Source organism: uncultured Gilvimarinus sp., assembly GCF_963975215.1.
Taxonomy (GTDB): domain Bacteria; phylum Pseudomonadota; class Gammaproteobacteria; order Pseudomonadales; family Cellvibrionaceae; genus Gilvimarinus.
The window spans coordinates 1-15,221 of the sequence record NZ_CAXBFW010000023.1 but is presented as its reverse complement, the minus strand read 5'-3'; the positions used below and the strand labels follow the sequence as shown (position 1 = coordinate 15,221).

Below are 15,221 nucleotides of genomic sequence, written 5' to 3'. Positions count from 1 at the left end.
AGGCTGCGGGGGCTTTTTAATCGTACAAAGGCTTACTTCTCAGCAGCTTCGCGCGCTTTCACCTTGGCGATAACGTCTTCGGTGACGTTAGCCGGACACGGTGCGTAGTGTGCGAACTCCATAGAGAACTGGCCGCGACCCGAGGTCATGGTACGCAGGTGACCAATGTAGCCGAACATCTCCGACAGAGGCACGTCTGCTTTGATGCGGATGCCGGTAGAGCCAGGCTCTTGACCGGCGATCATGCCACGGCGACGGTTCAGGTCGCCGATAACATCACCAACGTGATCTTCCGGGGTGAACACGTCAACCTTCATGATCGGCTCCAGCAGCTGCGGGCCGGCCTTGGGCATAGACTGACGGAAGGCGCCTTTAGCGGCGATTTCAAACGCGATGGCCGAGGAGTCAACGGCGTGGAACGCACCGTCGTACAGCTCGATCTCTACGTCCAGCACAGGGAAGCCAGCCAGCGGGCCTTTTTCCATCATGCCTTTAAAGCCTTTCTCAATCGCTGGGAAGAATTCTTTTGGTACGTTACCGCCCACAACGCTCGAGCTAAAGGTGAAGCCAGAGTTTGGCTCGCCCGGCTTGATGCGGTAGTCGATTTTACCAAACTGACCCGAACCACCAGACTGCTTCTTGTGGGTGTAAGAATCTTCGATCGGAGTGGTGATGGTTTCGCGGTAAGCCACCTGCGGCTGACCCACAACCATTTCTACACCGTAGGTGCGCTTCAGGATGTCGACTTTAATGTCCAGGTGAAGCTCACCCATACCTTTCAGGATGGTTTCGCCTGAGTCTTCGTCGGTCTCAACGCGGAAAGACGGATCTTCAGCAACCATTTTACCAATGGCAACACCCATTTTCTCGGTAGAGCCTTTGTCTTTAGGCGCAACTGCAATCGAGATTACCGGCTCTGGGAACACCATGGCTTCCAGCGTACAAGGGTGTTTAGGATCACACAGGGTGTGACCGGTTTGTACGTTCTTCATGCCCACGATGGCGATAATGTCACCGGCCTGGGCGTGCGACAGCTCGTTACGCTCGTCGGCTTGCATCTCAACCATACGGCCAACACGCTCGGTTTTACCGGTAAACGAGTTGAGGATGGTGTCGCCTTTGTTCAATTTACCCGAGTAAATACGCACAAAGGTCAGGGCGCCAAAACGGTCGTCCATAATTTTAAAGGCCAGCGCTTTCAGCGGCTCGTCGGCACTTACAATGGCTTTCTCGCCAGTTGGGTTACCTTCTTCGTCGGTCAGCTCCTGCGGGTCAACTTCAGTCGGCGCAGGCAGGTAATCAACAACGGCGTCCAGTACCAACTGCATACCTTTGTTTTTAAAGGCAGAGCCACAGAAAGTGGGGAAGAAGGTCAGATCGCGGGTACCCTTACGGATGCAGCGCTTCAGGTCTTCGATAGAAGGCTCTTCACCTTCCATGTAGGCCATCATCAGGTCGTCGTCTACTTCAACGGCGGTTTCGATCAGCTGCTCGCGGTACATAGCCACATCGTCAGCCATATCGGCTGGAATCTCTTCTACGCTGTAGTTTTCTGGCTGGCCAGAGTCGTCCCATACGTAGGCTTTGTTTTCCAGCAGGTCAACAACACCTTTAAAGGTGTCTTCGGCGCCGATTGGCAGGGTCATAACCAATGCGTTAGCACCCAGTACGTCGCGAACCTGGTCAACCACTTTCAGGAAGTCGGCACCAATACGGTCCAGCTTGTTAACAAAGATGACACGGGCAACTTCAGAGTCGTTGGCGTAGCGCCAGTTGGTTTCTGATTGTGGCTCAACACCACCAGAACCACAGAATACGCCGATACCGCCGTCCAGAACTTTCAGCGAGCGATATACTTCAACGGTAAAGTCAACGTGCCCGGGGGTGTCGATGACGTTCAGGCGGTGACCCTTCCACTCACAGGTAACGGCGGCGGACTGAATGGTAATACCGCGCTCGGCTTCCTGCTCCATGAAGTCAGTGGTGGATTCACCCTCGTGCACTTCACCCAATTTATGGATTTTACCGGTGAGCTTAAGGATACGTTCGGTGGTGGTGGTTTTACCCGCGTCAACGTGGGCAAAGATACCGATGTTTCTGTATAAACTAAGGTCTGTCATTTCGATACTCGTATAATCAAGGCCAAAAATTGGACGGCATTGTACAGCGAGGCAGGTGCCAATTGCCAATACTAATTAGCTAACAATGTCCAGCTTTTTACTCGGCGGCAATTTTAACCGCTAAATAGCCCCAATGGCGCGTTATTTCGGGCGATTTCGTGTAATTAGCCAATAAAAAGCAATGGTTGCAGTTTGATCGATTTGTATTTTTTATAAGCTTGGTCGCCACTGTCTCATTAACCGCTGTTATTTGATTGCAACAAAGCCTCGCTAGGGTGTTACAGCACACTAGCTGCAAGCACGTGTGTCACCCTCAGGGTTGGCGCGACTAAAGAGCGGGGAGGCAAACGATGCATAAGGGGCGCCAGTCATGAAGATCGTGCGCGACTGGTTGGTAACGCTGGTGTCCCTAGTTGGGCTGCTGCTGGGCGTGTTATTGCTGTTATCGCCCATTCCGGTGGGGCTGGTGGTTATCACTATCAGCCTGGCAGCGTTACTGTGCGTTAATCAGCGCTCGCGCCACTTGCTACAGGCGGCGCGCTCACGCTGGCACAAAATTAACCGCACCGTCCATAAAGTGGAGAAACTACTAGAGCGACGTTTTCGGCGCTTGTGGACGGTTATCTCCAGCACCCGGCCCCACAATGACGATCATTCGGGTTAATCGGGCGCTTTACCCTGTGCCTTACTTATCTGTTAAGCCCTCATCTTTGAGGTATTGGGCGATGTCTACCATGGGTGCCACCCACAGCTGATCGCGCTTTTGGTCCAGGTATTCAACCAGTGCGGTGTGGTTGGCGTTGTCCACGTTTAACGGGTGCTCGCCGCCCACGCCGTGAAACAAAAATACCACCAGGCCGCCCTGGGCGATGGCCTGATCTACCAGCGCGGTTAGTTGCTCAATGCTGCTGCCGTTAATCATGTATGAGTCGATATCAAACAGCTGTACCTGCGCGGGCTGCATAATGCTGTTTTTAACCCCGCGTGCGGCGCTAAACAGTGGCTTAATGGCCTCGACAAAAGACTCTCCACCGGCGGTCATATCGCCGCAGGGGTAGGCGTAAGTCCGCGCTTTTTTACCATCCACCGCCTCCAGTGCAATATTGGCCACCTTTAGGTTATCTACGACCCGGTTTACGCTCCACTTGGATAAATCCCGCTCGGGGTTTACCCACTCGCGCCCCGGTTGCGAGGCGTCGCAGGGGTGGTACAGCGAGTGGTTGCCCAGCTCGTGGCCGTTTGCGGCGACGGCGCGCCACTCGGCTAACCGGTCGCCAAAGGGCGGGTAACCCACGGTAAGGTAAAAGGTGGCGGTAAACTTGTGCGCATCCAGTACCGGTATGGCGTTGTCTAAATGAACGTTTAGTGAGTCATCATAGGTGAGCGACACGGCCGCGCGCTTGCCGTTCCAGTCGCCGCCAGCGGCGCACAGTTGGCTGGTGCTGATTAGTAGTAGCGCAAGCAGCCCGCAAGATAATAGACGCATGAAAAAATCCTATTGTTATTGGTGTGTGGGTCCTATTCAAGAATAATAGACGGCGCGCCGATCGCCAAGGCATGATTCGTAAAGGCATTTTAACGAGTGACAAGCCGCGCCTTTGGCTTGTCAGTATTGCGGAGGACATGTGAAACCTATTGCCATCTTTAACACCGATACCATCCCCGCCGAGCTTGCCCGCGAGCACGGCCAGTACCCCGATATGTTTATCAAAAGCTTATCGGCCGTTAACCCCGCGCTTAGTTTTGCGCGCTTTGATGTCAATAGGCAGCAGTACCCAAGCTCCCTTAACCAATACGCCGGTGTGCTCATAACCGGCAGTCAATCGGCAGCGTACGACAGTGACGAATGGATTGAGGTATTAAAGCAGCGCATAAAAACCATGGCGAATGATCGGGTGCCATTGGTGGGCATATGCTTTGGCCATCAAATTATTCATCAGGCCTTGGGTGGATCTGTGGTTAACGCGCCGGGCGGCTGGTGCGTCGGTGTGCACCGCAATCAATTAACCGAATCGGCACAAATGTATGGCTCGCCCGGCGATTCATTTACGCTGCTATCCAGTCATCAGGATCAAGTGGTAGCGGCAGCGCCCGGTACCAAGGTGTTAGCGGCAACCGACTACTGCCCAATAGCGATGACGTCGATTGGCCAGCATATTCTTACCCTGCAGGGGCACCCGGAGTTTACCCGCGATTACGCCAAAGCCTTAATGGATAAGCGCCGTACTGCGATTGGCGAGCCGGTGTATCAGCGGGGAGTAAGCTCCTTGGCGGAGCCGTTAGATGATGTGCAGGCGTTGCAGTGGATGTTGGATATGTTTTCTCGCGCTTGTGCTTAACTCTCTAATACTTGATGCAATGTGTTGTTGTGAATGACGGTATAAGGTAATGAGCTTATGGATAAATTTGACGCCAATTCTGTGTTTAATACGCGACTGCTTCGCCCAAAAAAAATGGGCGAGAGCCTGTGGGCTTTTATCGTGTTGCCGCATGAGGTGAGCGACATGCTACCCAGGCGCGGCCGTACCTCGGTAACCGGTGAGCTTAATGGCCAGCCCTTTACTCTAATGCTTGAGCCCGATGGCAACAAAAGCCATTGGTTGCGCATCAATGAAACGCTTATGCGGGCCGCGGGTGTTAGTTTTGGCGACCTGGTGGAATTAAAAGTCGCACCCGTGACGGACGAGCCCGAACCGGCTGTGCCGCGCGATTTGCAGCAAGCACTGGATGCTGCACCGGCAGCGCTGGATGTGTGGCAGGCAACCACCACCCTTGCGCGCGTTGATTGGATTCACTGGGTGGAGTCGGCCAAGCAGGCTAAAACCCGCGCCAAGCGAATTGACGATGCCTGTGACATGTTGGCCTCGGGCAAAAAGCGCGTGTGTTGTTTTGATCCGTCGGGGTTTTACAGTAAGGCGCTGAAGGCACCAGAGGCCGATGGTTAACCGTCTGTTTGGTATTTTGGGGCATTATTAGTGTGTGTCAGGCGCGGTTGTGTTTACCGCTATGGCGTAATATTCTACGGGAACATAAGATCCAGGCTTGTCCACTGGGGTAAAGCGCCGTCAGAAATCGCCGTTATTTCTTTACGGATACCGTTTTTTGCCGCGTGTTTAAGCAATTGACTTAGCGGTGAAATCTAAGCGCGCGCATCGGGCGATTGAGGTGGTATTCGCTGCTCAGGGAAAACCCTTGAGCAAAATAGTGTGCTAATGTGACTCGGGCGTTTATTGCTAAGAAATTCAATGGCTTAGCAGGGTTTGCATATAAAGAGAAAAAATAAAGTTAAACTGCTGATTAACATGAGTCGCACTTTCCCCAAACATGGAGCTGTTAGATTATGAGTATTTCCCCTTTTTTTTCAACGGCTTCTATATTTGACTTCATCCAGCTTCTACCGGGGATAGGGTGATAGGGCAAAGTGCGACTGAGTCGCATGAATTAGCTGTTAGCAATCAAGTCGATAATGGAGTGAATCTTGAAAATAAGAGAAAAATACGAGAACGGCTTGTTCACCATTCGATTTGTTGGTGAGGACTTCAATCAGCGTGGTGTGAATATCTATGATTTAGGCCATAGTTTACTTGCAATGCAGCGGATTGTTCATAAGGCATTTCTTTCTCAGGAAGGTAGGCTTCAAAAAGGGGCGTTTCCTCGGAAAGAGGAAAGAGAGGCTCTCTCTCTTCAGGTTGGCGAACGGAAACGAAAGTCAGATGCATTCGCATTGGTTCCGGTACTTTCTGACCCAGCAGTACAGGAAGCGATGAAGGAGCTGGCGAAATATATTTTCTCGGGAATAGTAGGGTATTACACCGGAAACGTGTTAGACAAAATCCATAAAGAAAAGGATCAAGATAAGAAGATATTTATCGGATCTTTGTATACTGAAGTGGCAAACATAGTAAACAGAATTGATGCATCCGGTAGTGTCGAAGCGATATCGTTAGGCTCTCCTTTATTGGAGCGAGAAACAATTGCATCGTTTAACTCTGAGACGAAGGAATACTTGAACTCCCTTAAAGATGAATACTTTCTAGGCGATTACCAAGAGATTAAAGGTTCGGTTTATAAGCTATATCCGTCAAGTAGGATTGTTGCTATTAAACGAGCTGGTGGTAGTACGGTTAGTATTTTTCTTAAGGATGAAGATTTTAATGAAATACGATATCGGCGTGAAACAAAACCTGAATATCTATTTAAAGGCCGCCCAAAATACCAGTTTGGTGTCGAAACGAAATCAGTAACAGAGTTTGAGGCAGATGCTGTCGAGTATGTCGCAAAAGATAGCTAACAAGTTTGTCCATTTGACGTTTTGGTCTTCGCTTCGTTTTTGGGTGGCTGCGCCACTTTATCCCAAAACTTCACTACAACCAAAACGCAACTGAAAAAGGCGTTAGCTTAAGGGTCTACCAAGCTCTAAAAGAAATCAATAGAGAGGAATATGAAAACAAAAACAGTTGCAAGTATCGCTCTAGTCATATTGGTTGTTGGGGTGCTCACAGTATTGCTGATCTTATCCTTCTCGACCTTAACTACGAGAGAGACAGGGTTGATGAGTACCATTCTTACGCTCCTATCCATTTTGGCTACGTGGATAGTTTCTTTTGTTTATTCCGAATCCATACATAAAAACTCTATTTTTGAAGCGAAAGAAGCGCACCAGGAAAACTTACGAACCTATGCATTAAAAGCATCTGAGAAAGTTACTAATCTGTCTGATCAACTATCTCAACTGAGTGAATTTCTTGAGGCAGAAATTGGGAGCAGTGATTTTGAGACAATGCAAGAGCTTGTAAATAGTAGAGAGCAACGCATTGTCAGCGCAATACAAATGCTTTCAATGTTGAAGTCGGTTAATGATACATCTCTAAGTGATTGGCAAGGTGTAATAGGAGATGAACTTGAAGAACGGAGGGAAGAAAAGCAAGAATTGCAAGAGCACGTTTTAGAGCTAACCGAGAGATTGGAAAGGCTACTTGAAAAAGACCAAGAAAAAACCGTAGATAGTGGCACCTACAATCACGATCAATTAATGTTTCTTCGTGACGACATCTCTAAAATTGTCGGAGATTTAACAGGTCGTCGTCCTGTCCCACGTATTACTAGAAAGACTATTCGAAGAGATGTGACGTTGGATTGTAAAAAATGCAATGATGCCATGACTTACCGGCAAAGATCTAAGAAAAATACCGCTAAAAAAGTAGAGTGCAGGGCATGTAAATCTAAGTTTGTGTCTCGATATGATGAAGACAAAGGTATTTTCTACTTGGAAGATAGTAGAGATATTCCGGAAAAAATCGAATGTGAGGAATGTCATACAGTCAATGATATATTGCTAAATTCTTTCCCTGGTTCTGTGGCAAATATCGACTGTACTGGATGTGTAGAAAAATATCGAGCAGTTAGGTATAACACCGGTGAAGTTAGATTAAAAAAAATCGGTGGAAATCAAACTCCGCCAATAGAGTTGACCGATGAAGTTGTAGAAAAAGTACAATCCTTACTGCCAGACCAACCTTGGCCTAAACACATTCATAAATCTGTAGCTCAGAAGTTAGGGGTATCGAATGCTACGGTGCAAAAGGCGATCCGTAAATTAATTAGAGATGGTGTGTTTAAAGAGCAAATTGACGGTAAGCTATATGAGCTTACGCCGGCTTCGGGAAATATAATCTAAAAAAATCTGCACGCGGAAACATTTTACTACGCTCATTTTCGTGCATTTCGCTGCGCTTCATTTTTCCACAAAAACGCTCTCCGCAAAATGTTCCGGTGAGCTTGGCGTTAGGAAACCAAGTTACCCACAAAAAGTATAAAAGGAATCCCACATGAAATTAGCTGTTTACGTAATATTGCTTGCATTAATAACGATCTCTCCGGCACACGGAATCATCATTCGACATGATGTTAGTGATAAAAAACATCAGGAGCTTGGCGAACAGTATTCATCATCCGTCGCCTATATAGGGGGCTGTATGGCCACCTTAGTCGAGCCAGACTGGCTATTGACTGCAGCGCATTGTATGAGAGGTGAGAGCGTAGATATTAAAACTGCAATGCACCTTGAAGCCGAGTATCAGGTTGAGAAAATTTTTGTCCATCCAGACAGAGACATCGCTTTGGTTCAGCTTAAAGATCCTGTTCGTAATGGTGAGCCCGTTACTTTATACAACCAGATAGATGAAGTTGGAAAAGTCGTTGTATTCGTTGGGAATGGCGTTTCCGGTAACGGTCGCAACGGTTTAACGGGAGAGGATGGAAACCTGCGTGGTGCAAGAAATACGGTGATTGAAGCTACCCAATATAACCTCGTATTTCTATTTGATAAACCTGAAACCGCGACAAATCTGGAAGGGATCAGTGGGCCCGGCGATAGCGGTGGTCCCGCCCTTGTAGAAATAGACGAGCTGCTCTATGTTGTCGGCGTCAGCGCTTATCAAAAGGGTAACGGATTTGAAGAGGGGCATTACGGGGTTAAAGAGTACTATTCTCGGGTATCTGCACATTATCTCTGGCTAAGAGAGATTATTGATAATGCCAGGCCAGCTCATGTGCCAGAACATTAGTAGGCGCTCTAAAATAATTATGAGTCTTAGTAAGCTATAACAATCGGCTGTTGCCGCCCCTTCCGGGCTGGGACGGTTTTTCCGCGCAGCGCGGCTTCATGTCCCCCCCAAACCGGGTGTTAAGTATGAAGGAGTATTAAAATTAAAATATTTTTAGGTGTAATAATTGGAATGTTACTTTCTATCGGTGCTATCACGTTAAAGTCTATTCTGACTCAACCAAACGAAAGGGATTTTTTAATCATTATCAGTATCAAAAATGACACCGATAATGAAATAAGCCACCTAACTATAAAAACCAATAAAGGCCAGGTTTTTTCATGTTCACTGATCAATAACCTTTGTAAGGTCGGCATTCTGAATACGGGAGACGCAAGCTTTACTGTAATGGCTGAGCTAATCTCAGGTGGCTTATTAAAAGCTAATATCGGTTATGCGGAACCCGGAACTAATCATGAGCTATTGGTTAGTGAATTTAGAGAATAAAGCACTTAATAAGGCGGTTCAACATCGTCCCGCCTAGGCCCACTGGACAGGTTCTAAGTAGTTTTTTTGTGGTTTTACTTTGTAACATATTTTACAAAAGGCTACTTAAATTCTGCCGTTTGCCACAACGTTAGGTTGTCAATATGAAAAAGCTTATATCTATAATCATTATCGGAGTTTGCTCAATTTCTGCCTATGCAGAAAAAATTGATATTAAGCCATTGGATTGTGGCCCGCTTGATCGGGGCGAGTATGGTGTTGTATTCAAAGTCTATGAATTTCCAAAAGGACAAACTTATTTTGTGAAAGGGAAGGCAGGCACAATTTGTCTAAAGTGGCTTTCGGGCGGCCTAATTACTGGATATGAGATGACACTTCCAAAAAGCGAGCTGTTTTCAGAAAGTGAACGTGTTGTTATAAAAGAATTCGTGGTTACGAGTTATGGTAAAAGCTAAACACTTAACAGGCGACTGTGGTAAAAGTTAAGGGCTAGGGTTTAGAGGTTGGGTGGCTTATGCCTGACGAATATCTGCCAGCGTTTACCAGCGCCGGTTTATTACACCGAGCTCCTCTTTGCGGTGATATGGGTTTGCTTTTTATCGCGGTTGTTTTTGGATAATTCGTGTGTGGTTGCGAAGCGTTAACCGTCGTCGACTACCTTTTGATTTTTTGCAAGTGAAGCTCGCTGATTCGCTATTGCGAAAAGGCGGCTCGATAGGAGCCGCACGAAATTTACCCCGCTACCGCATCACTTGCTTCGCGTACGTCTTTATCCTGCCATTGCAGTGCAATCACAAAAAATATCAAGCCGACGGTGGCGGTGGCGGCGCCTACGTAGCCGGTTGAGCTCCAGCCAAAGCCGGCCGAGATGGCCATGCCGCCCAGTAGCGGGCCCAGAGCATTCGCGGTGTTAAAGGCGGCGTGGTGCGAGGCAGCCGATAAGGTTTGTGCGCCGGGGGCGACGTCCATTAAATGGGTTTGCAGCGGTGGCGATACCGCTACGACGGTGCCGACTAAAAAAGTGGCGAGCAAAATGCTCCACAGCTCGGAGGTGGTTTGTGGGTAGAGCAATAAAATAAATATGCTCCACAGCAAGACGCCGCCCACGGCCTTAAACTGGTATTTATCAAACAGCCAGCCGCCCACGATATTGCCGGTAAAGCCGCCCAAACCAAAGGTGGCCATGGCGATGGGAATCCACATTTTGCTTTCGCCGGTGACGTGCAAAATGGTGGGCGCCAGGTAGCTGAATACGGCAAACACGCCGGCAAAGCCAGTGGCGCCAATCAGTAGCGCCAACCACACTTGCGGCCGGTTAAAGGCTTTGATTTCGTGTAGCGGATTGTTACGCACTTGCTGCTTGTTGAGCGGTACAAACCACACGATTAAGGCGAGCGTAAGCACCGAGATAACGCCCACTAAGGCGAATGCGTAGCGCCAGCTCATGGATTGCCCGAGCCAGGTGGCCAGCGGGTTGCCAATCAGCACCGCGAGGGTGAGGCCGATCATGACCCGGCTGACGGCCTTGCCGCGCTGGCTGGGCGGCACCAGGCTTGCAACCACCAGTGCCGCCACGCCAAAGTAAGTGCCGTGGGGCAGGCCGGCAATAAAGCGCATGGCGATTAAGCTTTCGTAGTTGGGGGCAAAGGCGCTGGCAATATTGGCCAGCGCGTAAAAGCCCATCAATAACAGCAGCAAGTGCCGGTGAAACAGCCGCGCGCCGGCAATGGCCAATAGGGGGGCGCCGATCACCACGCCCAGCGCGTAGGCGCTGATAACAAACCCTACCTGTGGTTCGCTCACGTCGAGGCCTTCGGCAATGCCGGGCATTAAGCCCATGGCCGCGAACTCGCCGGTGCCGATACCAAAGCCACCGATGGCCAGGGCAATTTCAATCATCAGCATGGCGCCTTTGCTGAGTGGCGCAGGGCTTTGTGTGGTAGCGCTGTGGGTCATGTCGACTTCCGTTGTGTAAACACCAGCAGCGCCGGCTGCACGCAGAGCGTGGCCGGTAGAGAGACGTGCGGGTGTTTTAATTATGGGGCTAGAGCTTGGTGAGAACCAAATAGTGCAGCCATTGTAACGCGCCAGCGGTGGGTGTGTCTGTTAGGCAAAGTAAAGCTCGCGGCAGTTGGTGTGGTGGGTTTTGTCACCAGGTGCCGCGAGTTTAAGTGGGGCGTGCCGGTTTCACCTTGCCAGAGGTTAACGCTCTGGCAGGGTAATATTTAGCTCCAGTACCGAGCAGTCGTCGGCGTTATCGAGCTGGACCGACACTTGGTCTTGATCGATGTCGACGTATTTGCGAATCACCTCAATGATTTCCTGCTGCATCAGCGGCAAGTAATCGGGTTGGCCGCGGTGGCTGCGCTCGTGAGCGACAATAATTTGCAGCCGCTCTTTAGCCACCGATGCCGAGGAGGTGGGTTTGGTTTTCTTTAACAGATAATCCAATATGCCCATTATTTGCCTCCTAGCAATCGCTTAAAGAAACCTTTTTGAGTTTGCTCTAAAAAGCGATGCTCTACTTCGTCGCCCAGCAGGCGAGACACGGCATCTTCGTAGGCTTGGCCGGCTTGTGATTCGGTATCTAAAATCACCGGGGCGCCTTGGTTTGAGGCTTTTAGTACGGCCTCGGACTCGGGGATTACGCCCAGCAGCGGGATAGCGAGAATCTCTTCGACGTCCGCCACGCTGAGCATTTCGGCACTGGCCACGCGCGAGGGATTGTAGCGGGTTAAGAGTAAGTGCTCTTTAACCGCTTTGCCCTGCTCGGCCATGCGCGATTTACTTTGCAGTATGCCCAAAATACGGTCGGAGTCGCGCACCGAGGATACCTCGGGGTTGGTGACCACGATGGCTTCTTCGGCAAAGTACAACGCCATTTGTGCGCCCTGCTCGATACCCGCAGGGGAATCACAAATGATGTAGTCAAAATCTTTGGCCAGCTCATCCAGCACCGCTTCAACGCCTTCGTGGGTCAGGGCGTCTTTATCGCGGGTTTGCGAGGCGGGCAAAATAAATAAGCCGTCGGTGCGCTTGTCTTTGATCAACGCCTGTTTTAACGAGGCCTCTTTGTTGATCACGTTAACAAAGTCGTACACCACGCGGCGCTCGCAGCCCATAATTAAATCCAGGTTGCGCAGGCCCACGTCAAAATCGATTACCACGGTTTTGTGGCCACGCAGTGCCAGCCCGGTAGAGATGGCTGCACTGGACGTGGTTTTGCCCACGCCGCCTTTACCCGAAGTCACAACAATAATTTTAGCCACGGTGTTTCCTCAATGTGTTTGGCACTTTTACAGTGCGGCAATTTCAATGGAATCGTCTTGTAAAAAAACTTGTGCCGGTTGCTTCCAGCAACGCTCCCGCAGGGTATCGTTGAGCACAAAGTGGCCGGCGATGGACACCAGCTCGGCCTCTAGGTGCTGACAGAATATACGCGCATTAGGGTTGTCGCGCACGCCCGCTAAGGCGCGGCCACGCAATGGCCCATAAGCGTGAATGTTGCCGTCGGCAATTACCTCGGCGCCCTCGCTAACTTGCGCCAGCAAAATTAAATCCGAGCCCTCGGCGTAAATTTGCTGCCCCGAGCGCACCGGGCGCTCGATAATGCGGGTGGGGCGGCTCATGGCCTCTGGCTCCGGGTTGGCCACCGGGGCAGGTTCGGGATCGGGGCTGGGCTCGGTTTTATCCGGGCGGGCGCGCGAGGCCGGTAAGTGCACCAGGCCTAAATCTTTGGCCAGTTTGGCCTGGGGCTCGCTGCCCCCTTTACAGCCAAACAGCTGAAAACCCAGCGATTGGCAGTGTTTAATAATCTCTTGCAGCTCGGGTTTGCTCAGCTCACCGTTAAAAGAGGCGAGGTTGATATACAGGGGCGAGCCGGTAAAAAACAAAGGGGCCGATTGCACTTTTTGGTGCAGGGCGCTGGCGAACTCTTCGCTCTGATAGTGGTATAAATCCAGCACCATGCTGGTGACGCTTGTGCCTTTTATTTGAAAGCAGGGGTCTGCCATCGAGTCATCCTGATGCGTTGTAAGTGGCACTGATGGCCATTAGATCAATGTGGGCAGGTTAGCGACGCGGCGCCGGGGAGAAAAGCGCCTTGGCGCGGATTTGCCAATTGGGCCGCAATATAGCAAATATTGCGGCTTCATCCTAATGGGGCAAGGGCTCGCAGCGGTTATTTTTTCAGGGCGGCGACCGCATGGTAAGCCGCTTTACGCTGATAGTCTCGGTCAAACAGCAGCGGGTAATTGGTCCGCCCGCGTACCGGAAAGTTGTTTTTCCAGGATTCGCTGTCGCCGGTGCCCCACAGGGTAACCCGGGCAATGCTCTCGCGATGCTTTACAAACAGCGCAAACCACTCGGCGTAGCGCTCGGCCAGTTGGGTTTCTACCTCGGCGGGTAGGCCGTTGGGGTAGGGGTTTAGCTCGTCAGCGTAGTCAAAGTTGCTGGAGATCTCGGCGCCGATATGCTCCCAGGCCACCGGCAGAGCGTCTAGGTCTAGCTCGGTGATATGCACCGCGACTCCGCTGGCGGCGAACGCTTTAATGCTTTTTTCAAACTCGGCAATGTCGGGGTAACCCAGCCCCACATGGCCCTGCATCCCAACGCCGTCGATGGGCACCGCGGAGCGTTTAAACCGCTTAATCATATCGACTACAAATTGGCGTTTACCGGGGTTGTGCATGTTGTAGTCGTTGTACAGTAGCTGCGCCTCGGGTGCGGCGGCACGGGCGTAGCGAAAGGCGTGCTCGACAAAGTCCGGGCCGATCTGGTTAAACCAGGGGCTTTTGCGCCAGCCTTTATCTTCGTCCACCGCCTCGTTAACCACATCCCAGGCGTGGATTCGGCCTCGGTAACGGCCGGCCAGGGTGTCGATATGGCTTTTCATGCGCGCCAGTAGGGCTTTGCGCGGCAGAGGCTGGCCGTTGTCGTCGTTAAACACCCAGTCGGGTGTCTGCGAGTGCCACACCAGTACATGGCCCACCATAAACATCTGGTGCTGCTCGCCCAGCGCCATAAATTTATCGGCCTGCTCCCACACCCACTGATCGGGCGCGGGGTGTACTCGCTCCCACTTCATGTCGTTTTCCATGGTTAGGGCGTTAAACTCGCGGGCGACAAGGGCGTTAAATCCAGCTGGCGGGTTGTTTAGGCGGGCGTTGCCAATGGCGGTGCCGATGTAAAAGTCATCTTTATAAAGATCTTTTAAACCGGTTTCGTTGAGCGCCCTGGCGATGGCATTTTGCTTGGTGAGTGCCAGCGCACCGGCCATCATGGCCGTGCGCGTCAGGAGTGTTCTGCGATTTATTGTCATTATCTACCTGCGTTTGGCGGGTTTACCACATTAGGTCATCGGGAATCACAAAGTCTTTGTAAGGGTCGTCTTCATCCTGGGTCTCGGCGCTAACGGTGTTGGCCACCAGCACGTAAGCGGCGTCGCGCTCGGCAATTTTGTCGGCGATCATCTTGGGCACCAGCTCGTAGCCCTCGCCCAGCTTTACAATATTGAGCTGGCCGCGGGTCACCCGGCCGTGGGCCTGCTCGCCCAGCACTAGCTTTTTAATGGTCTTGCCGTCGGTAAAGTTGTATTCCAGCTCGGCCTCGCGCCCCTCGTGCTTGGGTTGGCGGTTGCTTTCAATCAGCTGCTTAATTTGCGCGGCAATGGCTTTTTTCTCGGCCTCGGCCTGGCGCTGACGGTTTAACTCGCGGTCGCGCTCGGCTTTGGCGGCGCGGGCGGCCTGAGCCGACTGTTTGGTTTCGTCCACCACCACTTGTTTGGATTTATGCGCTTGCTTAGTTTGCTTGCGCTTGTCTTTTTGAATCTGCTTGGCCTTTTTGTCGTTAATAAGGCCCGCTTGTTTCAGTTGATCCTGCAAAGACGCCATGGGTTGCTCTCTGTTGTTGCGTGTCGGGGGTAGTTGCCGTTGCGGCAGTGGTTATTATGCCATGAGTTTGATGGGGAACGGGGAACGAGCTATCTGCCCAGCCCCGGTCGATTAAAATTTTCGTCCACCGTCCACCGTCCACCGTCCACCGTCCACCG

Annotated in this window: 16 protein-coding genes; 8 read left to right on the top strand and 8 right to left on the bottom strand. The window is 51.0% G+C overall.

Annotated elements, in window-relative coordinates; translation table 11 throughout:
• Positions 1–32: 32 nt before the first annotated feature.
• Complete coding sequence (gene fusA / locus AAC019_RS13710; protein ID WP_339899576.1) at positions 33–2,120, bottom strand: elongation factor G; 2,088 nt, start codon at positions 2,118–2,120, stop codon at positions 33–35.
• A gap of 370 nt (positions 2,121–2,490) precedes the next feature.
• Between fusA and AAC019_RS13705 the strand changes: the two genes are divergently transcribed.
• A complete protein-coding gene (locus AAC019_RS13705) occupies positions 2,491–2,784 on the top strand; it encodes a hypothetical protein (protein WP_339899575.1) in 294 nt (97 codons plus the stop codon).
• A 21-nt stretch (positions 2,785–2,805) separates the two neighbouring features.
• Here the strand turns inward: AAC019_RS13705 and AAC019_RS13700 are convergent, their stop codons facing one another.
• Positions 2,806–3,606, bottom strand: a complete 801-nt coding sequence (locus AAC019_RS13700) for a polysaccharide deacetylase family protein (RefSeq protein ID WP_339899573.1) — start codon at positions 3,604–3,606, stop codon at positions 2,806–2,808.
• 139 nt (positions 3,607–3,745) lie between these two features.
• Here AAC019_RS13700 and AAC019_RS13695 point away from each other — a divergent pair, with 139 nt between their 5' ends.
• From AAC019_RS13695 to AAC019_RS13665, 7 genes are all read left to right on the top strand, one after another.
• The gene (locus AAC019_RS13695) at positions 3,746–4,459 is read left to right on the top strand and encodes a gamma-glutamyl-gamma-aminobutyrate hydrolase family protein (protein ID WP_339899572.1); all 714 of its coding nucleotides are present in this window, start codon (positions 3,746–3,748) and stop codon (positions 4,457–4,459) included.
• Positions 4,460–4,516: 57 nt separating this feature from the next.
• Positions 4,517–5,065: a YdeI/OmpD-associated family protein gene (locus AAC019_RS13690; RefSeq protein ID WP_339899571.1), complete on the top strand. Its 549-nt coding sequence runs from the start codon at positions 4,517–4,519 to the stop codon at positions 5,063–5,065.
• 533 nt (positions 5,066–5,598) lie between these two features.
• On the top strand, positions 5,599–6,411 hold the full coding sequence (locus AAC019_RS13685) for a hypothetical protein (RefSeq protein WP_339899570.1): 813 nt from the start codon (positions 5,599–5,601) through the stop codon (positions 6,409–6,411).
• Positions 6,412–6,561: 150 nt separating this feature from the next.
• The gene (locus AAC019_RS13680) at positions 6,562–7,797 is read left to right on the top strand and encodes a hypothetical protein (protein ID WP_339899568.1); all 1,236 of its coding nucleotides are present in this window, start codon (positions 6,562–6,564) and stop codon (positions 7,795–7,797) included.
• A 151-nt stretch (positions 7,798–7,948) separates the two neighbouring features.
• Positions 7,949–8,686: a trypsin-like serine protease gene (locus AAC019_RS13675; protein WP_339899567.1), complete on the top strand. Its 738-nt coding sequence runs from the start codon at positions 7,949–7,951 to the stop codon at positions 8,684–8,686.
• Positions 8,687–8,857: 171 nt separating this feature from the next.
• Positions 8,858–9,172, top strand: coding sequence for a hypothetical protein (locus tag AAC019_RS13670; RefSeq protein ID WP_339899565.1), 315 nt, complete (start codon positions 8,858–8,860; stop codon positions 9,170–9,172).
• A 143-nt stretch (positions 9,173–9,315) separates the two neighbouring features.
• A complete protein-coding gene (locus AAC019_RS13665) occupies positions 9,316–9,627 on the top strand; it encodes a hypothetical protein (protein WP_339899563.1) in 312 nt (103 codons plus the stop codon).
• A 277-nt stretch (positions 9,628–9,904) separates the two neighbouring features.
• On the opposite strand, the gene AAC019_RS13660 is transcribed toward AAC019_RS13665, so the two are convergent.
• The 6 genes from AAC019_RS13660 to AAC019_RS13635 form a co-directional block, all read right to left on the bottom strand.
• Positions 9,905–11,128 carry an MFS transporter gene (locus AAC019_RS13660; RefSeq protein ID WP_339899562.1) on the bottom strand — a complete coding sequence of 408 codons (1,224 nt, stop codon included), beginning with the start codon at positions 11,126–11,128 and terminating at the stop codon, positions 9,905–9,907.
• Between the two features lie 246 nt (positions 11,129–11,374).
• Positions 11,375–11,632, bottom strand: a complete 258-nt coding sequence (gene minE, locus AAC019_RS13655) for a cell division topological specificity factor MinE (RefSeq protein WP_339899561.1) — start codon at positions 11,630–11,632, stop codon at positions 11,375–11,377.
• Positions 11,632–12,441 carry a septum site-determining protein MinD gene (gene minD, locus AAC019_RS13650; RefSeq protein ID WP_339899560.1) on the bottom strand — a complete coding sequence of 270 codons (810 nt, stop codon included), beginning with the start codon at positions 12,439–12,441 and terminating at the stop codon, positions 11,632–11,634. Before minD ends, minE begins: the two co-directional genes overlap by 1 nt.
• A 27-nt stretch (positions 12,442–12,468) precedes the next feature.
• Complete coding sequence (minC, locus tag AAC019_RS13645) at positions 12,469–13,185, bottom strand: septum site-determining protein MinC (RefSeq protein WP_339899558.1); 717 nt, start codon at positions 13,183–13,185, stop codon at positions 12,469–12,471.
• A gap of 167 nt (positions 13,186–13,352) precedes the next feature.
• Positions 13,353–14,492: an endo-1,4-beta-xylanase gene (locus AAC019_RS13640; protein WP_339899557.1), complete on the bottom strand. Its 1,140-nt coding sequence runs from the start codon at positions 14,490–14,492 to the stop codon at positions 13,353–13,355.
• 22 nt (positions 14,493–14,514) lie between these two features.
• Positions 14,515–15,063: a DUF2058 domain-containing protein gene (locus AAC019_RS13635; RefSeq protein ID WP_041521600.1), complete on the bottom strand. Its 549-nt coding sequence runs from the start codon at positions 15,061–15,063 to the stop codon at positions 14,515–14,517.
• Positions 15,064–15,221: the final 158 nt, after the last annotated feature.